At 65.2% G+C, this 24,245-nt stretch carries 26 protein-coding genes and 1 riboswitch; of the genes, 20 read left to right on the top strand and 6 right to left on the bottom strand.

Annotated elements, in window-relative coordinates:
• Nucleotides 1-167: 167 nt before the first annotated feature.
• The 11 genes from SUTH_RS06095 to SUTH_RS06045 all read left to right on the top strand — a co-directional run bounded on the left by SUTH_RS06095 (nt 168) and on the right by SUTH_RS06045 (nt 7,721).
• Nucleotides 168-617: a MarR family winged helix-turn-helix transcriptional regulator gene (locus SUTH_RS06095; RefSeq protein WP_041097904.1), complete on the top strand. Its 450-nt coding sequence runs from the start codon at nt 168-170 to the stop codon at nt 615-617.
• Between the two features lie 195 nt (nt 618-812).
• Complete coding sequence (locus tag SUTH_RS06090; protein WP_052473338.1) at nt 813-1,352, top strand: TRAP transporter small permease; 540 nt, start codon at nt 813-815, stop codon at nt 1,350-1,352.
• Between the two features lie 112 nt (nt 1,353-1,464).
• Nucleotides 1,465-2,790: a TRAP transporter large permease gene (locus SUTH_RS06085; RefSeq protein ID WP_041097902.1), complete on the top strand. Its 1,326-nt coding sequence runs from the start codon at nt 1,465-1,467 to the stop codon at nt 2,788-2,790.
• A gap of 26 nt (nt 2,791-2,816) precedes the next feature.
• Nucleotides 2,817-3,851, top strand: a complete 1,035-nt coding sequence (locus SUTH_RS06080) for a TRAP transporter substrate-binding protein (protein WP_041097900.1) — start codon at nt 2,817-2,819, stop codon at nt 3,849-3,851.
• 134 nt (nt 3,852-3,985) lie between these two features.
• Complete coding sequence (locus tag SUTH_RS06075) at nt 3,986-4,327, top strand: HvfA family oxazolone/thioamide-modified RiPP metallophore (RefSeq protein WP_041097898.1); 342 nt, start codon at nt 3,986-3,988, stop codon at nt 4,325-4,327.
• Between the two features lie 9 nt (nt 4,328-4,336).
• The gene (locus SUTH_RS06070) at nt 4,337-5,182 is read left to right on the top strand and encodes an HvfB family MNIO-type RiPP peptide maturase (RefSeq protein WP_041097896.1); all 846 of its coding nucleotides are present in this window, start codon (nt 4,337-4,339) and stop codon (nt 5,180-5,182) included.
• On the top strand, nt 5,182-5,916 hold the full coding sequence (locus tag SUTH_RS06065; protein WP_041097894.1) for an HvfC family RiPP maturation protein: 735 nt from the start codon (nt 5,182-5,184) through the stop codon (nt 5,914-5,916). Before SUTH_RS06070 ends, SUTH_RS06065 begins: the two co-directional genes overlap by 1 nt.
• A complete protein-coding gene (locus SUTH_RS06060; RefSeq protein ID WP_052473335.1) occupies nt 5,913-6,404 on the top strand; it encodes an HvfX family Cu-binding RiPP maturation protein in 492 nt (163 codons plus the stop codon). Before SUTH_RS06065 ends, SUTH_RS06060 begins: the two co-directional genes overlap by 4 nt.
• Nucleotides 6,401-6,979 carry a sigma-70 family RNA polymerase sigma factor gene (locus tag SUTH_RS06055; RefSeq protein WP_041097892.1) on the top strand — a complete coding sequence of 193 codons (579 nt, stop codon included), beginning with the start codon at nt 6,401-6,403 and terminating at the stop codon, nt 6,977-6,979. Before SUTH_RS06060 ends, SUTH_RS06055 begins: the two co-directional genes overlap by 4 nt.
• Complete coding sequence (locus tag SUTH_RS06050; RefSeq protein WP_041097890.1) at nt 6,973-7,173, top strand: anti-sigma factor family protein; 201 nt, start codon at nt 6,973-6,975, stop codon at nt 7,171-7,173. Before SUTH_RS06055 ends, SUTH_RS06050 begins: the two co-directional genes overlap by 7 nt.
• Complete coding sequence (locus tag SUTH_RS06045) at nt 7,170-7,721, top strand: peroxiredoxin-like family protein (protein WP_041097888.1); 552 nt, start codon at nt 7,170-7,172, stop codon at nt 7,719-7,721. Before SUTH_RS06050 ends, SUTH_RS06045 begins: the two co-directional genes overlap by 4 nt.
• A 1-nt stretch (nt 7,722) precedes the next feature.
• Here the strand turns inward: SUTH_RS06045 and SUTH_RS06040 are convergent, their stop codons facing one another.
• The 5 genes from SUTH_RS06040 to SUTH_RS06020 all read right to left on the bottom strand — a co-directional run bounded on the left by SUTH_RS06040 (nt 7,723) and on the right by SUTH_RS06020 (nt 14,054).
• Nucleotides 7,723-8,613, bottom strand: a complete 891-nt coding sequence (locus SUTH_RS06040) for an HD-GYP domain-containing protein (protein ID WP_041097886.1) — start codon at nt 8,611-8,613, stop codon at nt 7,723-7,725.
• Between the two features lie 102 nt (nt 8,614-8,715).
• On the bottom strand, nt 8,716-9,873 hold the full coding sequence (locus SUTH_RS06035) for a GGDEF domain-containing protein (protein WP_171817322.1): 1,158 nt from the start codon (nt 9,871-9,873) through the stop codon (nt 8,716-8,718).
• An 82-nt stretch (nt 9,874-9,955) separates the two neighbouring features.
• Nucleotides 9,956-10,414 carry an acyl-CoA thioesterase gene (locus SUTH_RS06030; protein WP_084207276.1) on the bottom strand — a complete coding sequence of 153 codons (459 nt, stop codon included), beginning with the start codon at nt 10,412-10,414 and terminating at the stop codon, nt 9,956-9,958.
• Complete coding sequence (locus SUTH_RS06025) at nt 10,411-11,904, bottom strand: DUF6537 domain-containing protein (protein WP_041097882.1); 1,494 nt, start codon at nt 11,902-11,904, stop codon at nt 10,411-10,413. Before SUTH_RS06025 ends, SUTH_RS06030 begins: the two co-directional genes overlap by 4 nt.
• On the bottom strand, nt 11,901-14,054 hold the full coding sequence (locus SUTH_RS06020; protein WP_041097880.1) for a thiamine pyrophosphate-dependent enzyme: 2,154 nt from the start codon (nt 14,052-14,054) through the stop codon (nt 11,901-11,903). The genes SUTH_RS06025 and SUTH_RS06020 overlap by 4 nt, the downstream gene beginning before the upstream one ends.
• Nucleotides 14,055-14,158: 104 nt before the next feature.
• On the opposite strand from SUTH_RS06020, the gene SUTH_RS06015 reads away from it, so the two are divergent.
• Nucleotides 14,159-14,986 carry an arylamine N-acetyltransferase family protein gene (locus SUTH_RS06015; protein WP_052473321.1) on the top strand — a complete coding sequence of 276 codons (828 nt, stop codon included), beginning with the start codon at nt 14,159-14,161 and terminating at the stop codon, nt 14,984-14,986.
• A gap of 95 nt (nt 14,987-15,081) precedes the next feature.
• Here the strand turns inward: SUTH_RS06015 and lexA are convergent, their stop codons facing one another.
• A complete protein-coding gene (lexA, locus tag SUTH_RS06010) occupies nt 15,082-15,687 on the bottom strand; it encodes a transcriptional repressor LexA (RefSeq protein ID WP_041097878.1) in 606 nt (201 codons plus the stop codon).
• Nucleotides 15,688-15,951: 264 nt separating this feature from the next.
• Between lexA and SUTH_RS06005 the strand changes: the two genes are divergently transcribed.
• The 8 genes from SUTH_RS06005 to SUTH_RS05970 all read left to right on the top strand — a co-directional run bounded on the left by SUTH_RS06005 (nt 15,952) and on the right by SUTH_RS05970 (nt 24,017).
• Nucleotides 15,952-17,253 (top strand): putative bifunctional diguanylate cyclase/phosphodiesterase, encoded by a 1,302-nt coding sequence (locus SUTH_RS06005; RefSeq protein ID WP_041097876.1) that lies wholly within the window; start codon nt 15,952-15,954, stop codon nt 17,251-17,253.
• Nucleotides 17,250-18,137, top strand: a complete 888-nt coding sequence (locus tag SUTH_RS06000; protein ID WP_041097874.1) for an HDOD domain-containing protein — start codon at nt 17,250-17,252, stop codon at nt 18,135-18,137. Before SUTH_RS06005 ends, SUTH_RS06000 begins: the two co-directional genes overlap by 4 nt.
• Before the next feature lie 38 nt (nt 18,138-18,175).
• A riboswitch (glycine riboswitch) is annotated at nt 18,176-18,265 on the top strand.
• A 138-nt stretch (nt 18,266-18,403) separates the two neighbouring features.
• Nucleotides 18,404-19,501 (top strand): glycine cleavage system aminomethyltransferase GcvT, encoded by a 1,098-nt coding sequence (gene gcvT, locus SUTH_RS05995; protein WP_041097872.1) that lies wholly within the window; start codon nt 18,404-18,406, stop codon nt 19,499-19,501.
• 11 nt (nt 19,502-19,512) lie between these two features.
• The gene (gcvH, locus tag SUTH_RS05990; protein WP_041097863.1) at nt 19,513-19,899 is read left to right on the top strand and encodes a glycine cleavage system protein GcvH; all 387 of its coding nucleotides are present in this window, start codon (nt 19,513-19,515) and stop codon (nt 19,897-19,899) included.
• Between the two features lie 8 nt (nt 19,900-19,907).
• A complete protein-coding gene (gene gcvP / locus SUTH_RS05985; RefSeq protein WP_041097849.1) occupies nt 19,908-22,775 on the top strand; it encodes an aminomethyl-transferring glycine dehydrogenase in 2,868 nt (955 codons plus the stop codon).
• An 85-nt stretch (nt 22,776-22,860) separates the two neighbouring features.
• Nucleotides 22,861-23,073, top strand: coding sequence for an AbrB/MazE/SpoVT family DNA-binding domain-containing protein (locus SUTH_RS05980; protein ID WP_041097847.1), 213 nt, complete (start codon nt 22,861-22,863; stop codon nt 23,071-23,073).
• Nucleotides 23,073-23,453, top strand: a complete 381-nt coding sequence (locus SUTH_RS05975; protein WP_041097845.1) for a type II toxin-antitoxin system VapC family toxin — start codon at nt 23,073-23,075, stop codon at nt 23,451-23,453. Before SUTH_RS05980 ends, SUTH_RS05975 begins: the two co-directional genes overlap by 1 nt.
• A 39-nt stretch (nt 23,454-23,492) precedes the next feature.
• Complete coding sequence (locus SUTH_RS05970; RefSeq protein WP_041097843.1) at nt 23,493-24,017, top strand: glycine cleavage system protein R; 525 nt, start codon at nt 23,493-23,495, stop codon at nt 24,015-24,017.
• Nucleotides 24,018-24,245: the final 228 nt, after the last annotated feature.

Here is a 24,245-nt window from a genome sequence, read left to right as displayed (position 1 = left end):
ACTGGTTTTATATCAAACTATTTCAGCTTTGTGTAAATAATAGTTTTCTAATACATTGCTTTTCAATACCTTTTCTGACTTAAGCGGTTTTGGTCCCGGCATCCGTAATACTTGTTTGATATAAAATTATCTGGCACACTGTTCGAAACCTTCCTGCTTGCGACACCATGCCCTCCAGTCGGAAAAGCCCTGCCCTCGGTTGCCTTGCCGGCCACGTCGGCTTCCACTTGCGGCTCGCGCAACTGGCGGTGTTCGAGCGTTTCGAGAGCCGCCTCGGCGAGATCGACGTTTCGCCCGCGATCTTCTCCGTGCTCGAAGTCCTGCACCAAAACGATGGCATCACCCAGTCTACACTCGCAGCCACGGTGAGCCTGGATCGATCCTCGGTGGTGCCGCTGCTGGACAAGCTGGCGAAACGCGGACTGGTCGAACGCCGCGCATCGACCACCGACCGCCGCCACAACCACCTGCACCTCACCGATGCGGGACGCGAGCTTCTGGCCGAGGCGACCCGCCGTGCCAGCGAGCACGAGAAGGAGGTCTGCAAGCCCTTTACGATCGCCGAGAAGAAGTTGCTGCTGGACCTGCTCGGGCGCTTCAGGAAACCCAGGACCTGACACGCCGCATGGCGCCCGGAAACGATCCGGCAGGCATCGCCGCGCCGGCCTCTTCCGCCGCACCCCTTCCCTCCACGATGGCGCAAAGCCATAACAAAATGAGATAGCTAGTAGTAGCCATAGTCCCTATGCGGGGCCCCCCTTGCCTGCAAAAATGCGCCCATACCAATAGGCTTGGCCGAGGAGAGGCATCGCATGCAAGAACCGCAACCGGCAACCCCGTATGCGCTGCACGACAGCTTCGGCCCGCTGGGAAAATTCATTCACTTCCTGGCGCGGCTGATGGCGATCATCGGCGGCGTCATCTTCGTCGGCCTGGTCGTCATGTCGGTGATTTCCATCGTCGGCCGCAAGACGGTCGGTTTCGTCGTGCCGGGCGACGTCGAGGTGCTGCAGATGCTCTCGGCATGCGCCGCGGCCTCCTTCTTCCCCTATTGCCACCTGCGCCACGGCGACATCAAGGTCGATTTCTTCACCCACAATCTGCCGCAGAAGACGCTGTGGATCATGGATGCCTTCGGCTCCCTGCTGGTTGGCCTGTTCGGCGCCCTGGTGGCCTGGCGCTCCTGGGCCGGCGCAATGACGGTGAAGGAAGCCGGCGAGACGTCGATGATCCTGGCCTGGCCGGTGTGGATTCCTCAGGCCTTCATGGTGCCGGGCTTCCTCGTGCTGGCGGCGGCCGGCTTCTACATGTTCGGCCATCAGTTGCGCATGGCGGCCAAGGAGCGGCAATGAGCGCTCCCCGCCGGGCCGCCCCAAGGGGAGCGCAGCCAATGCATGGAGCCGCGCAGCGGCGAACCACCGTCACCCCCTGCCTTGGGCAGGGGGCTGGGGGGAGGGTCGTCCCATGAGCGGCATGAGCCTCGGTTTCCTGATGTTCGGCATCCTCATGGCGTTGCTGGTGGTGCGCATCCCGATCGGCATCGCGATGTTCATGGTCGGCGCCGGCGGCTATGTGTATCTGGTCGGCGATACCCTGCCGCTGCTCAATTCGCTGAAGAACCTCGCCTACGCGCGGCTCTCCAACTACGACCTGGTGGTGATTCCGCTGTTCCTGCTGATGGGCCAGTTCGCCACCCACGGCGGCCTGTCGAAAGCGCTGTTCCGCTTCGTCTCGGCCTTCCTCGGCCACTTCAAGGGCGGCGTCGCCATCGCCGCGATCGGTGCCTGCGCCGGCTTCGGCGCCATCTGCGGCTCCTCGCTGGCCACCGCCGCGACCATGGGCCAGGTGACGCTGCCCGAACTCAAGCGCTTCGGCTACTCGGGCTCGCTGTCCACCGGCGCGCTGGCCGCCGGCGGCACGCTGGGCATCATGATCCCGCCCTCGGTACCGCTGGTGATCTACGCCATCCTGACGCAGGAGTCGATCGGCAAGCTGTTCATGGCCGCCGTGCTGCCCGGCATCATCGCCATGCTCGGCTACATGATCGTGATCCGCATCATCGTCACCCTCGATCCGGCGGCCGGCCCGGCAGGCCCGGCGACGAGCTGGGCGGAAAAGCTCAAGAGCTTCGTCGCCGTGCTGCCGGTGCTGCTGGTATTCGTCATCGTCATCGTCGGCATTTACGGCGGCTGGGCCAACCCGACCGAGGCCGCCGCGGTCGGCGCCATGGCCTGCGGCATCCTCGCCGTGGTCACCGGCGGCATGCGCTTCGAGGGCCTGATGGAAAGCATCGTCGGCACGGCGCAAACCACCGCGATGATCTTCCTCGTGCTGCTCGGCGCCGACATGCTCAACACCGCGCTCGCCGTGTCGCAGATGCCGACCGAGCTGGCGGCCTGGGTCAAGGACAGCGGCCTCTCGCCGATGCTGGTGATGCTGATGATCCTGCTGATCTACGTGCTGCTGGGCTGCGTGATGGATTCACTGGCGATGATCCTGCTCACCATCCCGATCTTCTATCCGATGGTGATGGGGCTGGACTACTGGGGCATGTCGCAGGTCGACAAGTCGGTCTGGTTCGGCATCCTCGCACTGATGGTGGTTGAGATCGGCCTGGTGCATCCGCCGGTGGGCATGAACGTTTACATCATCAACCGCCTGGCGAAGGACGTGCCGCTGGTGGAGACCTTCAAGGGCGTGATGCCTTTCCTGGCCTCGGATTTCATCCGCATCGCGCTGCTGCTGTACTTCCCCGTCATTTCGCTGTACCTGGTGCACACCTTCCAATAACGAGCTTCAACAGAGGAGACCCACAGATGAAAACTCGCAAACTTACCGGACTCATAGCCGCCGCGCTTGCCACGGTTGCCGGCGGCGCACTGGCGCAGGAGATCACCCTCAAGGTGCACCACTTCCTGCCGCCCAGTGGCAACGCCCACGCCAACCTGGTGGTGCCCTGGTGCGACAAGATCGCCAAGGAATCGAACAACCGCCTCAAGTGCCAGATCTACCCGGCCATGCAGCTCGGCGGCACGCCGCCGCAACTGTTCGACCAGGCCAAGGACGGGGTCGCCGACCTGGTGTGGACCCTGCCGACCTACCAGGCCGGCCGCTTCACCAAGTCCGAGGTGTTCGAGCTGCCCTTCCTCACGCTCAACGCGACCACGGCCAGCCCGGCGCTGTGGGAATACGTGCAGAAGAACGCGCTGGACGAGTTCAAGGGCGTCAAGCCCATCTTCATGCACATGCACGACGGCGCCGTGTTCCACTTCGGCAAGGTCGGCCCGAAGACGCTGGAGGAACTCAAGGGCCTCAAGGTGCGCGCCCCCAGCCGCCTCGGCGGCAAGATGATCGAGGCGCTGGGCATGGTGCCGGTGCCGATGCCGGCGCCGCAGGTTCCGGAAGCCATCGCCAAGGGCGTGGTCGACGGCGCCAACATTCCCTGGGAAGTGGTGACCCCGTTCAAGCTGCAGGAGATCACCAGGTTCCACGTCGAGGTGCCGAAGGGCATGCCCAAGCCGGGCAACTCGATCTTCGCCTTCGTCATGAACCAGGCCAAGTACGACAGCCTGCCGGCCGACCTGAAGAAGGTGATCGACGCCAACAGCGGCCTCGAAACCTCGAAGTGGGCCGGCAAGATCTTCGACCAGCCCGAAGTCGAGGCGCGCAAGATCGCCCAGGACCGCAAGAACACCTTCATCACCATCACGCCGGCCGAATACGCGCGCTGGAAGAAGGCCACCGACCTGGTCGACGACGCCTGGTACAAGGAAGCCGCCGCCAAGGGCGCCAACGGCAAGGCGCTCTACGACGAGGCGGTCGCATTGCTGAAGAAGCACGGCAGCATGTAAGAAAATAAATTCCGACGCCATTGAAAGGCAGGCCCGCGGGCCTGCCTTTTTTATTTGTGCCCCGCCTGTAAGAAATACGGACCCCGCCCGTCAATATCAGCGCATCCCCTTACCCCAACAACAGGAGAGTGAAAATGAAAACCAGAAATTCCCATTTGAAGCTGGCGACAGGCGCCGCCCTCGCCGCCACGGTTGCGTTTGCCCCGGTGGCCCTGGCCGCCGACAATCCTTTCAGCATGCAAACGCTCGGTGCCGGCTACCAGCTGGCCCAGGCCGACAAGAAGGTCGACGGCAAATGCGGCGAAGGCAAGTGCGGCGCCACCAAGAAGGTCGAGGAAAAAAAGAAGGATGGCTCCTGCGGCGCCGGCAAGGCCAAGGATGGTTCCTGCGGCGCGGCCAAGGCCGACAGCAAGAAGAAGGATGGTTCCTGTGGCGGAGCCAAGGCCAAGGACGGTTCCTGCGGCGCCAAGAAGTAAGGCGATCCGGTGAAATCCCCCGGGATTTCCGGCGCCGGCCTCGGCTTCAGGCGGGAGATCATTCCCGACCTGAAGGCTGGGGTGCCTTCCGCCATCGGCTTTTTCGAACTGGCGCCGGAGAACTGGGCCGACGTGGGCGGGCGCTCGGCAAAGGACCTGCGCTCGTTTACCGAACGCTTCCCCTTCGTTTGCCACGGCCTCTCCCTCGACCTGGGCGGACCGCGTCCGCTCGATGTCGCGCTGCTGAAACGCATCAAGGGCTTCATGCGCGAGCACGGCATGACGCTCTATACCGAACACTTGTCCTGGTGCGGGGATGACGGCCATCTCTACGACTTGCTGCCGATGCCGTGCACCCATGAAGCCGCGCGCTGGGTCGCCGGCCGCATTCGCCAGGCGCAGGACATCCTCGGCATGCGCATCGGCATCGAGAACGCCTCCCGCTATATCGCGCCGCCGGGCGCGGAGATGGACGAAGCTGCGTTCATCCGCACCGTGATCGGGGAGGCCGACTGCCTGCTGCACCTCGACGTCAACAACGCCTATGTCAATAGCCGCAACTTCGGCTTCGATCCGCTCGCGTTCATCGAGGCCCTGCCGCTTGAACGCACCTGCTACCTGCACATGGCGGGCCACTACGTCGAAGCCGATGGCGTGCTGGTCGACACGCACGGCGCGGCTGTCATCGATCCGGTCTGGGCGCTGCTCGACGCCGCCTATGCGCGCGTCGGACCGCTGCCGACCTGCCTGGAGCGCGACTTCAACATTCCGCCACTGGACGAACTGGCCGTCGAAGTCGGCCGGATCGCCGCCGCCCAGCGTCGCATCGCAGCGCCGGTGCGCGAGGCCGCCTGATGCTCGCCTTCCAGCACTTCCAGCAGGACTTCGGCCGCCACGTTCGCGATCCCCGCGGCACGGCCCGGCCCGCCGGCGTGCCGGCGCGGCGCATGGCGATCTACAACGAGCTGCCCTACAACAACCTGGAAGGCTTTCTGCTCGCCTGCTTTCCAATCACGCGCCGGATCGTCGGCGACCGGCGCTGGCCCCGCCTGGTCCGCGCCTTCTTTCGCGAGGCACGCTGCCGGACACCGTATTTTCGCGAGATCCCGCGCGAGTTCCTCGCCTGGCTGCAGGCGGCGGAGCGGCTTCCCGGCCCGCCCTGGCTGGCGGAGCTCGCCCATTACGAATGGGTGGAACTGGCGCTCGACGTAATGGACGCTGATACCCCTGAATGCGATGCGGATGGCGACCTGCTGGACGGCATTCCGGTTCCGGCGCCGGTGCTGATGAACCTCGCCTACGCCTGGCCGGTGCACCGGATCGGCCCGGACTGGCGCCCGCGCAAGCCACGGGCCACCCATCTGCTGGTGTTTCGCGACCACGGCGACGAGATTCGCTTCGTCGAGTTGAGCGCGGTCAGCGCCCGGCTGATGGCCTTGCTGCAGGAGGGCCGGCATTCCGGCAAGTCCGCCTGCCTCGCCGCGGCGCGGGAAATCAACCACGCCGACCCCGCAACGCTGCTCGCGCACGGTAAAGTGCTGCTGGAAGAGCTGCGGGCAATCGGCGCCATCCTCGGAATCCGCCCATGAAAAAACTTCTCGGCACCACCCTGTCGGCCATTGACCTCGCCGGTCTCTGGCTGGGCCTGCTCGCCCTGCGCATCATCCTCGGCTGGGAGTTCTTCGAATCCGGCGTCGAGAAATTCCGCGGCGAAAACTGGTTCTTCGACATCCAGGACAAGTTCCCCTGGCCCTTCAACATCGTGCCGCCGGCCGTCAGCTGGCAGATGGCCACCTGGTTCGAACTGGCGGGCGGCATCGCATTGGTGATCGGGCTGGCGACGCGCTTCTTCGGCGTGTCGCTGTTCATGCTCACCGTCGTCGCCATCGCCAGCGTGCATTGGCCGGCGGACTGGAGCACCGTCGGCAGCCTGCTCAAGGGCTATGCCATCACCGACCAGGGGCACGGCAACTTCAAGCTGCCGGTGATCTTCATGGCGATGCTGCTGCCGCTGATACTCAGCGGTCCGGGCCGGCTCTCGGTCGATGCACTGGTCCGGCGGCGCGTCCTGCGGTGATCGTCGCGGACCAGATCGCCGGTTTCCGTTCCGACCTGCTTCGCTTCGCCCGGCTCCAGCTGCGCGACGACCACCTGGCCGAGGACGTGGTCCAGGAGACGTTGATCGCCGCGCTTGCCGCGGTCGAGGATTTCGCCGGCCGGTCCGCCCTCAAGACTTGGGTTTTCTCGATCCTGCGCAACAGGATCATCGATGCCATTCGCATGCGGAATCGTTCCGTCAATGTTTCCGCGCTGGCCGAAGAGGATGGCAGCTTCGAGCAAACCTTCGACGCGTTGTTCAAGGCGAATGGCCACTGGACGCCGGTCAACAAGCCGTCCACCTGGGAAGACCCGGAGGAAGCCTTGCGGCAGCGGCAGTTCTGGGCCGTCTTCGACGCCTGCCTGAATCATCTTCCCGCCAATTCGGGACGCGTCTTCATGATGCGCGAGTTCCTCGACTTCGATGTCGACGAGATTTGCGCCGAGCTGGCGATCAGCTCGAAGAATTGTTATGTCATTTTGCACCGGGCACGCCACAGGCTGCGTGGCTGCCTGGAGCAGACCTGGTTCGGTCCCGGAGAATCGTCATGCTGAATTGCAAGGAATCCACCCACCTGATTTCGGAAGCGGAGGACCGCTCCCTGAAGGTGAAGGAGAAGCTGGCCCTGGAAATGCACATCCTGCTCTGCAAGGGTTGCCGCAACTACCGCGACCAGATGGCCTTCCTGCGCCGCGCCTGCGAAGGCTACAAGGCGACGCTGACCGATGACAAGGAGATTCAACCATGAATCCGCCGCGCGTTCTGATTCCCCGCCAGCCGGTGCCGGCACTCGATGCGCCCGTGCTGGGCGGCGGACACTTCAACCTCGCCGTGTCGCCGGCGCCGACTTTCAACCTGCTGGTGTTCTATCGCGGGCTGCACTGCCCCCTGTGCGCCAAATATCTCATCGAGCTGGAACGGCTGCACGATGACTTCGTCCAGCGCGGCGTGTTGCCGCTGGCCATCAGCTCGGACAACGCCGAACGGGCGGAGGCCATGGCCCGCAAGATAAATGCCGCGAAGCTGAAGTTCTGCCACGACCTGCCCCTGTCGACCGCCCGCGCCTGGGGACTGACGATCTCGACATCGCGCGGCAAGACCTCGATCGGCATCGACGAGCCGGCCCTGTTCTCCGAGCCGGGGCTGTTCCTGGTCAAGCCGGACGGGACGCTCTACTGGGGCTCCACCCAGACCATGCCCTTCGCCCGTCCGCATTTCGACGAGATCCTCGGTGCCATCGATTTTGTCGTCAAGAACGACTATCCGGCACGCGGCGAATACCTGGGTAGCGTTTAGCTCAGGCCAGCAGCGCCCGCGCCGACTCGCGCACCACGCAGGCGATCAGCAGGGTGTCGGCCTCGGGTTCGAGCTGGGCAGGTGTTGCCTTGCGCCCGGTGAAGCTCGTCACCAGTGCGCCATCGCCTGACTCGACGGCATACTCGCCGGTGCAGGCAGGGCAATAAACGCTGTCGCCGGCTTTCTGGTCCCGCCGCAGCACGAGCGTCGGCCCGCACATCACGCACTCGTGCAGCGGGATGCCGTCATCGCTGTGGCCGACGATGTGATCGAGCCGGCCAGCGCGCCCCAGCGCAACGAAGCGCAGGCCGAAGCCGCGGTCGAACTGGCGATCGAAGTTCTCCTCGATGATGGCGAGCGCCTTTTCGATCGGCATTCCGCGCCGGTAGGGGCGCGTGCTGGTCATCGCATCGAAGGCATCGCAGATGCCGACGATGCGCGCATCGATCGGCACCGCCTCGCCGGCAAGACCGCGCGGATAACCGCCGCCGTCGGGTGTTTCATGATGCGCCCGCACGGCCGCCTCGGCCAGCGCCGCGAGCGGATGGCTGGCCAGCATGCGCCAGCCGACATCCGGATGCGTCTTGATCACGGCATATTCGTCGTCGGTCAGCCGATCCTTCTTGCCGAGGATATGGTCGGGAATGCTGATCTTGCCAAGATCGTGCAGGAATCCGCCGACGGCGATGCGCGCCACGTCGGTATCCGGCAATCCCGCTTCCGTGGCCAGCAAGCGCGAAAAACGCGATACGCGCCAGAGATGCCCGCCGGTGTAAGGATCGCGGGCTTCGACCATCCAGGCCATGACCAATAGCGTGGTCAACAAATCCTCCTGATGGCGCAAACCATCCGTGCCACCCAGCATGCGGGAAATGTCTTTCAAGAGGCTCATCGTTGACTCCAGGGAACGGGGTAAAGAATAGTCGATCAAGATGCCGCAAACTTACACGTGGCGCGCGACACCGGCAGGGGCTCGCCTTCCGCCGGTCGATCCCTATGTCTCGACCCGGTTCCGGCCCCGCTGCTTGGCCCGGTAAAGCGCCGCATCCGCCTCGGCGATCAGCGCCTCGATGTCGGCGGCCTGCCCGACATCGCCCTGCGCCACCGAGAGGCCGAGGCTCACCGTGTAGGCCGGCAATGCCTTGTCGCGATGGGTTTCGATCTCGCGCCGGATTCGCTCCGCGACGTTCTTCGCTTCGACCATGCCGGTGTCGGGCAGCAGGATGACGAATTCCTCCCCGCCGAAACGCGCAAGGACATCCGGCAGACGCAGCATCTGCGCCGCACGAACGGTGAAGTCCTTGATCACCAGGTCGCCGACATGGTGGCCATGCTGGTCGTTGACCTTCTTGAAGAAATCGATGTCGGACGTGATGGCGGCCAGCGGCCGCTGGGTGCGCATGCTGCGCGCCCACTCCACCGCGGCCTGGGCGAAAAACGCGCGACGGTTGAAGGCGCCGGTCATCGGATCGCGCGTCGCCATGAATTCCAGTTCGGCGTGCAGGCGTTCGTTGGCGAGCAGGATGAATCCGACCGACAGGCCCAGCACGCCCAGCGAGAACATGCCGAGGTACACCTGCTGGATCAGGTTGCGGTCGAAGATCTCGTCGGCCTGGTCAAGCGCCGTGCTCAGCGTGGTGATCCGCCACACCGCGACGGCCACCCCGAGCACGAAGAACGCGCACAGGAAGCGGCTGCCCAGCCCCGTCGGCCTGGCGTGCCACGCCAGCACCGCGCCGGCGGAGAACAGGCCGATGTGCGCCAGCGACATGATGAAAATGCGGCCCTGGTAGTGGTGGCTGCCGTAGGTCAACCAGACGATCAGGATCACCACCGCGCCGATGCCGTCCAGCGCGGGGCGCCACTTGGGCTGCTGTCCCGCGTAGCGTTGCAGGCCGACGATGAGCAGGAATTGTCCCAGCAGGAGCGCGGCGCTCGCGGCGACGATGGCAAGGTAGTCGGGAATGATTCCGCGCATCGAAGCAAGCCCCGATGCACAGCCGATGAGCACGACCGCCAGTGCCCAGTCGCGCAGCCCCTTGATGTCTTCGGGGAAGCTTCTCGCCTGCACCCACAGCACCAGCGCGCAGAACATCCCCAGCAGGTTGGCGACGAGCAGGAAGGTGCGCGGATCGATGAGTTCGGTAATCACGGTCAAACCGGCACGCGCCTGTTTTCGGAAATGCCGGATTCTACTGTGGGGCCGCCCTTCGCGAACGGAACCCGCGATGCCATCAGCAGCAGGCGGCCTTGATGTCCTCGGGAATCGGGATCGCCTTGATGCGCTTCGCATCGTCCGGATCGCGGATGGCGAAGATGCGCACCTCGCGGCCCTCGACCAGCACGGTGTCGCCGCGCCGCGCGACATGGTGCATGACGAAGCTGCGGTTGCTCCAGCGCTCGACGAAGGTTTCGATCTCGATGTCCTCGCCGTAGGTGGCGGAACTCAGGAACTTTGCCTGTGCATCCAGCAGCGGCGTGCCGATGATGCCGCGCTCGCGTTCGGTGTCGCGCCAGCTCGGTATGCCGCAGGCGGTGAAGAACTCGCGACTGGCGGTGTCGAACCACTTGAAGTAGTTGGCGAAGAACACGATCTGCGCCGGGTCGCAATCGGAAAACGCGATGCGGTAGTGCTGGATATGTCGGTGCGCTGCCGGTGTGGCGGCTTCCTGCGTTGCTGCTGCTTTGTTCATTGCCTGCTCCTTGCGTGTCTGATCCATTTCACCGGCACCGCCCTGATCGGCCGCGGCGGCGCGCCGGCCTGTCGCAGCGCCAAATCCAGCGCGGTGCCGGCTTCGTCGGCCAGTGCGGCTTCGCGCGCCCGGCGAATGTCCACGGCATCCCCGCCCGACAGATGTTCGACAATGTGGCGCAGGTCCTCCCTGGCGCGCTCGTTGGTCGCGCCGTAGCCCTTGATCAACCGCGCGCACAGCGCCAGTTCGAAGCCATGCTCCCAGCCTCGACTGGCGGCGGCTTCCACCGCGGACAGCCAGCGCTCGATCAGCGCCTGTTCCTCGGCGTAACGCCGGCCGCGACGGCGCATCCCGCGCAGGGATGCCATCAGGCGCAGGAGAAGGAATCCCGACAGACTGTCGGCGCGCAATTTCACGGCAATTGCCAGCGGCGGATCGCCGTTCCGCCAGCGCCGACTCTCGATGGCCAATAAGCGCTGTGCGAGCGACTCCGGCAGCAGCCCGGCCAGTTCGGCGAGCCCCGGCTTGAAATGGTCGGCGATGCGCACGATGTCGCCCGGTTTGGCACCGGCCTCGGCGCGCACGCGGGCAAATCGGCTGGAGCGGCTCTTGAGGTCGGCCACGCGCACGACATCGTCGAAGGCCATCCACAGCGCGAGGAAGCGCGCGCCTTCGCGGGTCAGCGCACCAGCGTGCCGCCCCTGCGGATCGGCGCCCTGCTCTGCCGCGCGCAGGCGCGCGACCCGTTGCAGGTAAAGCTCGCCGTAGGCGGCATCCTGGAATTCGACGACGCGGGCGTGGCCCAGCGCGACGAGATCGGGAGTCGGCGCCGGCGGGACGGCGCCAGCGTCACCTAGCGCCGCGCGGCAACGCTCCCAGGCCATGCCGAAGCCGCGCAGGCTGGCCTCGACGCCGCGCCCGGAAGCGCGAATGACTTCTTCGAAGGCACTACGCTCAAAGGGCAGCACACCGCTCGCTGCAATGGCGCCGAACAGCACGGCGCTCGGCACGGTGCCGGCAGTGCGTGCCGTGCCCTCGACATCGAAGGTCGCCAGTTGTCGGCTGTTGCTTGCGGCGACCTCCAGCAGACGTTGCGAATCGAAGCGGCCGTCGCCCGGCACCAGCTTTTCGAAAGTGGTCAGGGTGCGCTGCGAAGAGGTCAGCAGCAGCGTGCGTTCGCGCGAGACGAAGCCGTTCTGGATCGCGCGCACGGCCTCCAGCAATTCCGAAGCGGCCATCAGGTCGACGCAACCCGGCACCGGGGACAAACTCATCACCGGATTGCGGCCACCGAGTTCTTCCACGGTTTGCGGATGGATCTCGACATAGTAGGTGGTGGCACCGGTGCGCTGCGCGACGCCGGGGATCGAGGTGGCCTGCGCCGGGTGGCCGGCGCGGATGGCGAGTTCGACCAGCCACTCGGCCAGCACGCCGCCGCCTTCGCCGCCGAGTGCGGCGATCAGTATCGTGATCGGCTGATTGGTATTCATGATTTCCGGAACATTCCGATGATGCCGCGGCGCAGCGCGGAAAGCAGCCGTTCGCCAAGGCCGGGGTTCTGCACGATGTCGACGCGATAGAACGACGGGCACAGCGTCGCGGCATGCGCGTTCTCGCCGCACAGGCCGCAGCCGACGCAGCCATCGATGACCGTGGCGACCGGATCGAGTTTCAGCGGATCACCGCTGTCCTTCAACGTCAGCGTCGGGCAGCCGGAAAGCCGGATGCAGGAATGGTCGCCCGAGCAGACATCCTCATCGACGCCGTACTTCACCCGCACCACGCGCTTGCCCGCCTTGAGCAGCCCCGCCAGCCAGGGCTTGACGCGGCGTTGCCGTTCGAGCTGGCATTCGCCTTCGGCGATGATGACCTTGAGGCCGCCGACATCGGTGGTGAAGGCCTCCTCCAGCGTGCGCCGCATGCCATCGACTTCGTAGCTCGGCACCGTGCGCAGCCACGTGACGCCGATGCCCTTGAGCGTGTCCTCGATGGTGTGGTTGCGGTCGACCAGGCTCTGGTGCTTGTTTTCCGCCGTGGCCTTGGTCTCGTCGTCGGGCGTCGAGATGATGTCCTGCGTGCCGGTGGCCGAGGTATAGCCGTTCTTCATGATCAGCAACACGGCGTCGTCGTTGTTGAACAGCGCCGACTCGACGCCGGTGAGCAGGCCGTTGTGCCAGAAGCCGCCATCGCCCATCACCGCCAGCGCGCGGCGCTTGAGCATGGGCGAGACGCCGGCGCGGCTGGCCAGGCTCATGCCGTAGCCGAGGATGGTGTGGCCGAAGCCGAAGGGCTCGAAGGTGGCAAACGAGTGGCAACCGATGTCGGCTGCGATGTGCACCGGGCCGACGTTTTGCTGTGCCAGCTTCAAGGCGGAAAACACCGGCCGTTCGGGACAGCCGGTGCAGAACTGCGGCGGGCGCGGCGGCAGCGGCGCGGCGAGCTGCTCGGCAACGACCTTGCGCCGCATGGCGTTGGCAGCCAGCCAGTCCTGCGCGCCGGCGACCGATACATCGGCGGCATGGCGGACGAGAAACTTGAGCAGCCCCTGCGCGATGACTTCGACGGTGTACTCGCCGGCCATCTGCAGCAGGTCCTTGCCGTGGATCGCGGTGTTCACATCCATGCGGCGCAGGACGGTGGCGATTTCCTGCTCGATGAACTCGGGCTGGCCCTCCTCGACCACCAGCACGGCGCGCTTGCCGCGGCAGAAATCGGCAATCTGTTCGGACACCAGCGGATAGGTGACATTGAGCGCGAGGATGGGAAACTCGGCGTCGCCGAAGGCATCGGCGAGATTGAACTGCTGCAGCGCGCGCACCAGCGCGTTGTGCAGGCCGCCCTGCACGATGATGCCGATGTCCTCGCGTTTCCCCGCAAAAATTTCGTTGAGTCCGCGCTCGACGATGAAGCGCCGCGCCGCCGGCAGGCGCTGGTCGGTCTTGAGTTTTTCCTGGCGGAAGGTTGCCGGCGGATGCGCCAGCTTCTCGTAATCGAAGTTGGCCGGTTCGTCGCGCAGGGCCTTGCGCGACATGGCGGGCGCGCGGTTGTCCGCGCATTCGAAGCTGCCGCGCACGTGGCAGGCGCGCACGCGCAACTGCAGGATGGCCGGCGTGTTGCAGGCCTCGGAAAGCTGGAAGCCGTGCTCCACCATGCGCACCATGTTCGGCAGTTGCGGCCGCGGATCGAGCAGCAGCAGGGACGACTTCATGGCGAAGGCATGGGTGCGTTCCTGGATCACGCTGGCACCCTCGCCGTAATCCTCGCCGACGACGATCAGCGCGCCGCCGACCACGCCCGGCGAGGCGAGGTTGGACAAGGCGTCGGCAGCGACGTTGGTGCCGACCACGGATTTCCATGTCACGGCGCCGCGCAGCGGATAGTGGATCGAGGCGCCCAGCATCGCCGCCGCCGAGGCCTCGTTGGAACAGGCCTCGACCTGCACGCCGAGCTCGGCCATGTAGTCCCCGGCCTGCACCATGACGTCGAGCAGGTGCGACACCGGCGCGCCCTGGTAGCCGCCGACATAGGCCACGCCCGATTGCAGCAGCGCCTTGGTGATCGCGAGTATGCCCTCGCCGTGGAAAGTCTCGCCGGCGCCCTGGCGCAACTGCTCCACCTCCCTGCTGAAGGAAACCTCCATTGCTGCCTTTCGCGTGAAAAACCGGACCCTTGCAACCTTACGCCGGAACACCGAATTCCTGCATGCAATAATGGTTCTAACAGCTATTCAAAAAAGTCGGATCGATGAACACTGACACGCTGGACCTTGCGGCCTACCTGGCCCGCACCGGCTATACCGGCGCCATCGCCCCCACCCGGCAGGCGCTGGAGGCGTTGCATCTGGCGCATGCGACGCATATCCCTTTCGAGAACATCGACATCCTGCTCGGCCGGCCGATCGCGCTCGACCTGGCCAGCCTTCAGGCCAAGCTGGTCGGCCGGCGCCGCGGCGGCTACTGCTTCGAACACAACCTGCTGCTGGCGGCCGTGCTGCGCGAGTTCGGCTTCGGCGTCACCCAGCTCGCCGCGCGCGTGCGCTATCGCACTACCGCCGTGCTGCCGCGCACCCACATGCTGCTGCTGGTCGAGGCCGAAGGCAGCCGCTGGCTGGCCGATGTCGGCTTCGGCGGCGAAGGCCTGCTGCTGCCGGTTCCCTTCGGTTCCGGTGCAGAGGTGCGGCATTACGCCTGGAGCTATCGCGTCATCAAGGAAGCCGACGGCCAGTGGGTCCTGCAATCCCTGCGCGACGGTTCGTGGTGCGACCTCTATGCGTTCACGCTGGAGCCGCAGCAGGCCGTCGATTACGAGCTCGCCAACCATTACACCGCAACGCACCCCAAGTCGCGCTTCGTGCAGACCCTGACCGTGCAACTGCCGCATCCGGAGAAACGCATGATCCTGCGCAACCGCGAACTCGTCGAAGATCACGGCGACATCGTGACGACGCGCACGCTGGAAAGCGATGAGGAGATGCGTCGGATTCTGAACGAGAGTTTCGGCCTGGAGCTTGCGCCGGAGCATGTCGCTACGGTCTGCCGCAAAGTCGGCGATGGCGACACGGCGAATCGCTGAGGCCTTTGCGGCGATAGCCGCTGCCTAGGCGCGGCCGCCCTGCTGGAATGCCGCTGCGCTTCCGCACCCGAACGGGGCGGAACTCACAAGCGCGGTTACAAGGTCCGGCCGTCGCGGATGAGGCCTACCGCAATGCCCTCGATGGTCAAGGATTCCTTGCGCGTATTGACCAGGATGGGGGCGAAGTCGCGGTTCTCGGCGATCAGTTCGACCATGGTGCCGCGCCGCTTGAAGCGCTTGACGGTGACTTCGTCGCCGATGCGGGCGATGACGATCTGGCCGTTGGCGGCTTCGGAGGTGCGATGCACGGCGAGCAGGTCGCCGTCGAGGATACCGGCCTCGATCATCGACAGGCCGCGCACGCGCAGCAGGAAATCTGCCTGCGGCGTGAAGAGTCCGGGGTCGATGCGCAACTGGCCCAGGCGGTTTTCCACCGCCAGCAAGGGGCTGCCGGCGGCAACGGTGCCGATCAGCGGCAGGCCGAGCTGCTCCACCAGCCGGATGCCGCGCGCGGAACCGTGTTCCAGCGTGATCGCGCCCTTTTTGGCCAGCGCCTTGAGGTGATCTTCGGCGGCATTGGGCGAGGCGAAACCAAACGCGCTGGCAATTTCGGCGCGCGTCGGCGGCACGCTGAAGACTTCCAGGCTGTTGCGGATGAAATCAAGAATTTCCCGCTGGCGGGAAGTGAGATCGTCGGCCATGGCATGCTCCGGTAGCTGTTTATCCGTACAGTACATGAAAACCGTCGCAAGCGCCAGTCGCTTGCGACAGAACGGATGGCCCGATCGCCCGGAGCCGGATTCCCCCAGGCGGAAACGCAGGAGCGCCCCTTCATCAAGGGTGGCGACTCCCCATCCCGACGGTTCAATAGGGCAAACAGGCCGGTATATTGCCGACAATTGCCAGCCTGTCGCCGTACTGCAGTTATCTATGATCCGAAACAGTCATTTGTACCGAGATCCCGCATGCAGACCCATGGTATCGATCCGGGCACCGGCTTTCTTGACCGCAGCAGTTGCCTGGAACTGGTAAGCAAACTCGCGTTCAGCGCGGCCGCCGGCAATCAATTGCTGGCGGCGCTCTGGATTGATCTCAGTCGCCTGAAGCAGGTCAATGAATCCTTCGGCCACCTCGGCGGCGACCTGGTCATCACCCAGATCGCCCAGCGCCTGCGCGAAAAATCGGCCGGGCGCGGCGAATGGTGCCGCATGGGCGGCGACGAGTTCGTCTGCCTGATCCCCAACTGCGACGCGGAACACACCCGGCAACTGGCACAGGACCTGCTGCAGGCGATCGAGGCGCCGCTGCGCTTCGGCGAGCTGTTCCTCCACCCTTCGGCCAGCATCGGCATCGCCATTCTTGAACAGGACGAGGATCCCTTCGCCTTCCTCGAACGCGCCGACCGCGCCATGAGCACCGCCAAGCGCCAGGGCGGCGGGCGCGCCGTGGCTTCCGGCGAGGAGCCGATGCCGGGGCGGCTGGGCATCCTGCTCGCACGCGAGGAACTGGCGATCGAGAACAAGCTGCACCTCGCCCTCGAAAATGGCGGACTGAGCCTGCACTACCAGCCGATCGTCGGCTTCGACGGCCGCGTCGAGGCGGTCGAGGCGCTGATGCGCTGCACCTTCGACAACGAACTGATTCCGCCGGCCCGGTTCATTCCGGTGGCCGAAAAGACCGGCCTGATCATCCGCCTCGGCGAATGGAGCCTGCTCGCCGGCGCGCGCTACGCCAGCCAGCTGGACCAGGCCGGCTACCGCACCAAGGTCGCGATCAACGTTTCCCGCGCGCAGCTGGCTTCGCCCAAGTTCGCCCAGGCCCTGCATGCCGCGCTGCTGTGCGCCAACGTCCATCCGGAGCTGATCGAGCTGGAGCTGACCGAATCGCTGTTCATGGACATCTCGGAAACGGTGCAGAGCAATTTGAACGCCGCGCAGAAAGCCGGGGTCGGGCTCGCCATCGACGATTTCGGCACCGGCTATTCCTGCCTGGCCAACCTGAAGGACATCCCGGCCACCAAGCTCAAGCTCGACCGCGCCTTCGTCATCGTGCTGCCCCAGGATCGCCGCGCCTTTTCCGTGATCAAGGCGATGTCGCAGCTCGGCCGCGAGCTGGGCATGACCGTGGTGGCCGAGGGCGTCGAGGAACAGTCGCAACTCGATTCCCTGCGGGAAGCGGGCGTCGACGCGATTCAGGGGTATATTCATGCGCATGCCATGCCTGAAGAGGCGCTCCTGAGCTGGTTTCAAAAAAGGAAAACAAGATGAGAAGCACCGACGACGAGTCGACGCCGCCACCGCCGCCATCGGTCGACGCACTGCTGGAAGGCTCGCTCAAGGACATCGGAATCCCGCCGCGGCCGACCATTCTCGACCGCATCTCGCGCGAAATGCTGCAGGACGAGCCCGACTACAAGCGCCTGGCCAATGTCATCGGCGCCGACGTCAGCCTTTCGGCAGCCCTGATCAAGACCGCCAATTCGCCCTTCTTCGGCTTCCGCAACCGGGTGCGTTCGGTCAACGAGGCGCTGATGATGCTCGGCCTCGATGTGGCCAGCCGGGCGATCGCCGGCATCATCCTGCGCAAGACCTTTCCCAACTCGCTCCACCTCGAACGCTTCTGGGATGCCTCGGCGCGCATCGCGCGCCTGTCCGGCTGGCTGGCGCAGCACGTGGGCCACAACAAGCTGCGACCGGATGATGCCTATACCTTCGGCCTGTTTCGCGACGCCGGCATCCCGGTGCTGCTGTTGCGCTTTCCCGGCTACGAAAAAATCCTGGCCAGGGCCAACAGCGAAGACAGCCGCAGCTTTACCGCCGTCGAAGATGCGCAACTGCCGACCAACCACGCCATGGTCGGCTGCCTGCTGGCACAAAGCTGGTGGTTGCCGGAAGAACTCTGCCTTGCCATTCGCCATCACCACGATACCGCGGTGATCGAGACGCCCTCCATCACCCCGCCTCTCACCAGCCGCTATCGCATCGCCATGGCGCAGTTCGCCGAACACCTGGTGCAGCGCCATACCGGGCTGAGCCATACCCACGAATGGCAGAAGCTCGGCGACGGCTGCCTGCGCCTGCTGGACATCACCGAAGACGACATCGACGGCATCCTCGCCGAGGCACTGCCGGTAATAGAGGCGGAAGATTGACGGCCCAAGCGCGACGCACGCGTTTGTAGGATAATTCGTGCCGGTCGTCGGGAGAGAGTGACTCCCACCGTCACCGCCGAAGGCGCAACCCCCAGGAACCGCTCAGGCAAAAGGGCCGACGACGCAGCACAAATCTGGAGAGCGGCAGCTCATTGCAGCACGTGAAGCCTGCCCGCCGACGGAGTAAATCTCTCAGGCGCCAAGGACAGATGGGGACGTGACGGAGCCCCGTCGCGCCCCTGATCGCTCAAGCTCCAAGGACCGCCATGCCGCTGCGCACCCCGCTCTACGACTCCCACCTCGCCGCCGGCGCCAAGATGGTCGATTTCTCCGGCTGGGAGATGCCGATCAACTACGGCTCGCAGATCGAGGAGCACCACGCCGTGCGCCGCGACGCCGGCATGTTCGACGTCTCCCACATGTGCGCGCTCGACCTCGTCGGCCCCGATGCCACGCGCTGGCTGCGGCATCTCCTGGCCAACGACGTGGCCAAGCTGACCGTGCCGGGCAAGGCGCTGTATTCCTGCCTGCTGAAGGAAGATGGCGGCGTGATCGACGACCTGATCGTGTATTTCTTCACCCCCGAACACTTCCGCATCGTGGTCAACGCCGGCACCGCCGACAAGGACATCGCCTGGATGCGCGCGCAGCTGACCGGATTCAAGGCCACGCTGACGCAGCGCCGCGAGGGCAAGGATGCGCTGGCCATGATCGCGGTGCAGGGGCCAAACGCCCGCGAACGCTTCTGGACCGCCTTCCCCGCCATGCGCGGCGCAACCGTGATGCTCGGCGTGTTCCAGGCCGCCGAAGTGGACGGCTGGCTGGTCGCCCGCACCGGCTACACCGGCGAAGACGGCTTCGAGATCGCGCTGCCGGCCGCCGACGCCGGACCGGTCTGGCAGAAGCTGCTGGAGGCCGGCGTCAAGCCCTGCGGCCTCGGTGCCCGTGACACGCTGCGCCTCGAAGCCGGCATGAATCTCTACGGCCAGGACATGGACGAGAGCATCTCGCCCTATGAGGCCGGACTCAAATGGACGGTCGACCTGAAGGACGCCGCGCGTGACTTCATCGGCAAGTCGGCGCTGGAGGGTGCAAATGCGCGGCAAGTACGCAACCAATTCGCCGGCCTCTTGCTGCTCGACCGCGGCGTGCTGCGCGCCCACCAGAAAGTCATCACGCCGCAGGGCGAGGGCGAAATCACCAGCGGCACGTTTTCGCCCAGCCTGAACCAGTCGATCGCGCTGGCCCGCCTGCCGGTGGGCGTGGCCCTCGGCAGCGAAGTCGAGGTCGAAATCCGCGACAAGCGCCTCAAGGCGCGCGTCGTCAAACCCAGTTTTGTCCGCAACGGAACCCCCTTACTCTGAGGAGCCAGCAAATGACCACCCCCACCAACCTGAAATACGCCGCCTCCCACGAATGGGCCCGCGCGGAAGCCGACGGCAGCGTCACCATCGGCATCACCGACCACGCCCAGGAAGCGCTGGGCGACATCGTCTTCCTCGAACTGCCGGCCGTCGGCCGCGTGGTCAAGGCCGGCGAGGAATGCGCCGTGGTCGAATCGGTCAAGGCCGCCTCCGACATCTACTCGCCGGTGTCCGGCGAAGTGATCGATATCAACCAAGCCGCCGCCGACGCGCCGGAGTCGATCAATGCCGACGCCTACGGTGCCTGGCTGTTCCGCATCAAGCCCGCCGGCGCGGCGGAACTCGCGACGCAACTCGGCGCCCTGCTCGACGCCGCCGCCTACGACGCCACGCTGTAAAGGCCGCCATGCACGCCGACAACCTGACGACACCGCTGATCCAGCTCGAACACGGCGACGAATTCATCGGCCGCCACATCGGCCCCAATGAACATGTCATCGGCGGCATGCTGGCCGCGATCGGCACCGCATCGCTGTCCACGCTGATCGGCGAAACGGTGCCGGCGACGATCCGCCTGCAGCGTCCGCTCGACCTGCCGCCGCCGATGCCGGAGCACGCCGCGCTGGCCGCGCTGAAAACCATCGCGGCAAAGAACGTGCTGAAGAAATCGTTGATCGGTCAGGGCTATTACGGCACGCACACGCCGCCGGTAATCCTGCGCAACCTGTTCGAGAACCCCGGCTGGTACACCGCCTACACGCCCTACCAGGCCGAGATCGCCCAGGGCCGACTGGAGGCGCTGCTCAACTACCAGCAGATGGTGATCGACCTCACCGGCCTCGAAATCGCCAATGCCTCGCTGCTCGACGAGGCCACCGCCGCCGCCGAGGCCATGACCATGGCGCGGCGCGTTTCCAAGGCCAGGGGCAATGTGTTCTTCGTCGATGAAGCGGCCTTCCCGCAGACCATCGACGTGATCAAAACGCGCGCCGCGTATTTCGGTTTCGAGCTGGTCTTCGGCCGACCCGAAGAGGCCGCGCAACATGAGTTGTTCGGCGCCCTGCTGCAATACCCGAATGCGCGCGGCGAAATTTCCGATCTCACCACCGCTATCGCCACCATCAAGGGCAAGGGCGGCGTGGTGGCCGTCGCATCCGACCTGATGGCGCTGGTGCTGCTGAAATCGCCCGGCGACATGGGCGCCGACATCGCGCTCGGCTCGGCCCAGCGCTTCGGCGTGCCGATGGGCTTCGGCGGCCCGCACGCGGCCTTCTTCGCCACGCGCGAAGCGCACGTGCGCTCGATGCCGGGCCGCATCATCGGCGTCTCGAAGGATGCGCGCGGCAAGACTGCCTACCGCATGGCGCTGCAAACCCGCGAGCAGCACATCCGGCGCGAGAAGGCCAATTCCAACATCTGCACCTCGCAGGTGCTGTTGGCCAACATGGCCGGCATGTACGCGGTGTGGCACGGCCCCGAAGGCCTGCGCACCATCGCCGCGCGCATCCACCGCCTGGCGGCGCTGCTGGCCGGCGGGCTGGGCGTCACCGAACGCGATTTCTTCGACAGCTTTGAAATAAGAGTCGGCGCTGGCGACACGGCGAAATACATGAAAGCCGCCTGCGACGCCGGCTACAACCTGCGCCGTGTCGATGAGCAAACCATCGGCATCAGCCTCGACGAAACCACCACGCGCGAGGACGTTGCCGCACTGCTCGCGATCTTCGGCAAGACCACCCCGGTCGAAGCGCTCGACGCCGCGCGGCCCTGCGCGATTCCCGCCTCGCTGCAGCGTCGCGAGCCGATCCTGACGCACCCGGTGTTCAACACGCACCACACCGAGCACGGCATGCTGCGCTACCTCAAGCGCCTGCAGAACCGCGACCTCGCGCTCGACCACGCCATGATCCCGCTCGGCTCCTGCACCATGAAGCTCAACGCCGCCGCCGAGATGATTCCGGTGTCCTGGCCCGAGTTCGGCCAGATGCATCCCTTCGCGCCGCTCGACCAGGCGCAGGGCTACGCCGAGTTGATCGACGGGCTGGAAAGCCAGCTCAAGGCGATCACCGGCTTCGATGCCGTCTGCATGCAGCCGAATTCCGGCGCGCAGGGCGAATACGCCGGCCTCGTGGCGATCCGCCGTTTCCAGGCCGCCAACGGGCAAGGCAGCCGCAACGTCTGCCTGATCCCGAAGTCGGCCCACGGCACCAACCCCGCCACGGCCCAGATGTGCGGCCTGGAAGTGGTGGTCGTGGCCTGCGACGACAGCGGGAACGTCGACGTCGAGGATCTCAAGGCCAAGGCCGCGCAGCACGCGGCGAACCTGTCCTGCCTGATGATCACCTACCCGTCGACCCACGGCGTGTTCGAGGAAGCGGTGAAGGACATCTGCGCCATCGTCCATGCCCACGGCGGACAGGTGTACATGGACGGCGCCAACCTCAACGCCCAGGTGGGGCTGTGCCGGCCGGCCGACATCGGCGCCGACGTCTCGCACATCAACCTGCACAAGACCTTCGCCATCCCGCACGGCGGCGGCGGGCCGGGCATGGGGCCGATCGGCCTCAAGGCGCACCTCGCGCCCTTCATGGCCAACCACGCGGTGCAGACCGTCGCCGGACCGCACGGCGGCCAGGGCGCGGTGTCGGCGGCACCCTGGGGCTCGGCCTCGATCCTGCCGATCTCCTGGATGTACATCACCATGATGGGCGGCACGGGGCTCACCCGCGCCACCGAGATCGCGATCCTCAACGCCAACTACGTCGCGGCCAAACTCAAGGACCACTACCCGGTGCTCTACACCGGCAGCCAGGGCCGCGTCGCCCACGAGTGCATCCTCGACGTGCGCGCCATCAAGGCGCAAACCGGTGTCGCCGAAATCGATATCGCCAAGCGCCTGATGGACTACGGCTTCCACGCGCCGACGGTGAGCTTCCCGGTGGCCGGCACGCTGATGGTGGAACCCACCGAATCGGAAGACAAGGCCGAACTCGACCGCTTCTGCGCCGCAATGGTCAGCATCCGTGACGAGATCCGCAAGATCGAGCTCGGCGAATGGACGCTCGATGGCAGCCCGCTGAAGCACGCCCCGCACACCGAGGCGGACGTGATCGGCGAGTGGACCCGACCCTACTCGCGCGAGCAGGCGGTGTTCCCCCTGCCCTGGGTGGCCGAGAACAAGTTCTGGCCCTACGTGAATCGCATCGACGACGTACACGGCGACCGCAATCTGTTCTGCGGCTGCGTGCCGATGGAGAACTACGCCACAGGATGATGAGAAAGGAAGCTCCACCGCTGGCATTGCGGATATCGGCATGATATTCTTACCCAATTGATATCGATACATATGAGGTAAGACAATGACTCCGACCGCCACCCTGTCCAGCAAATATCAGATTTCAGTTCCCAAAGCGATTCGCGACGATCTTCATTGGGAAGCCGGGCAGGAGTTCGTTTTCATTCTCAAGGGCAAGGGCGTGCTGCTCATGCCCGTTCCCGATCTGAAACAACTCGCCGGCATTGCCCATGGCGCAAACGCTGACGGATATCGAGACCGGCAGGATCGCTATTAATGCGCGTCATTGACACCTCAGTCTGGATCGAATGGCTGATCGACAGCCCCTTGGGCAAGAAGCTGGCGCGAGAGATTCCGGACAGAACAGAATGCATCGTGCCCACCATCGTGCAACTGGAACTGACGAAATGGCTTACGCGGGAAGTCGGTGAAGATCAGGCGGACCAAATGATTGCCTTCACGCAGAAATGCGTCGTGGCACCGCTTGACACTCGCATCGCCTTGCTCGCCGCCGACCTGCATCGCCAATACAAGCTGGCAACCGCCGACGCCGTGGTATACGCCACGGCACGAGAGTTCGATGCCGAGTTACTGACCTGCGATGCGCACTTTGAAAAGCTGCCCGGCGTGATTGTCGTCAAAAAAAGCCGGAGCTGAAACATCCCTTTCTCCCGAACATATCTTCAGAAGACAACCATGAACCAACATCTCGTTCTCACCGTCATCGGCGACGACCGGCCCGGACTGGTCGGCGAGCTTTCCGCCGCGATCAGCGCCCATCAGGGCAACTGGCTCGAATCCTCGATGGCGCAACTGGCGGGCAAGTTCGCCGGCATCGTCGAGGTGGCCGTTGACGCGGCTCACGCCGACGCGCTGAGCAAGGCGCTCGGCCAATTGGCGGGACTGAAAGTCACCATCGAATCGGCGGTCGCCAAGAAGTCGGCGCTGACGGGACGGCGACTCAAGCTCGCGCTCGTCGGCCACGACCGCATCGGCATCGTGCGCGAAGTCTCGCAGGTGCTGGCACACCACGCGGTAAACGTCGAAAGCCTGGAAACCCACACCTCCAGCGCACCGATGTCGGCCGCCGTGCTGTTCCACGCCGTGGCCGAACTCACCGCCGCGCCGAATCTCGACGTTTCCGCGCTGACCGGGGAACTTGAGCGCATCTCCAACGATCTGATGGTCGATATCACCCTCGACGAAACGATCCGGGCGTAACGCTCATGGCACCGAGCGCCACCCGCCGAGGATGAAACACGCGAAAGGCGAATTGAAGGCCCCCCACCCCCGATCCACGGCCGGCCCTGCATGGCCGGCCGGCTGCGACGGCGCGAAGCAGTGCTTCGCGAAACCCCGCCTGCGCCCCCTTCCCAGGGCGGGGCTATCATTCCGCTCGCTTCGCTCGGTCATCACCAGTGACTTCGCAAGCAGCGGTTTTTCACGGTA

The organism is Sulfuritalea hydrogenivorans sk43H (assembly GCF_000828635.1).
Lineage (GTDB): Bacteria > Pseudomonadota > Gammaproteobacteria > Burkholderiales > Rhodocyclaceae > Sulfuritalea > Sulfuritalea hydrogenivorans.
Note: the sequence above shows the minus strand (reverse complement) of the source record. Positions and strands in the feature narration are given on the sequence as shown.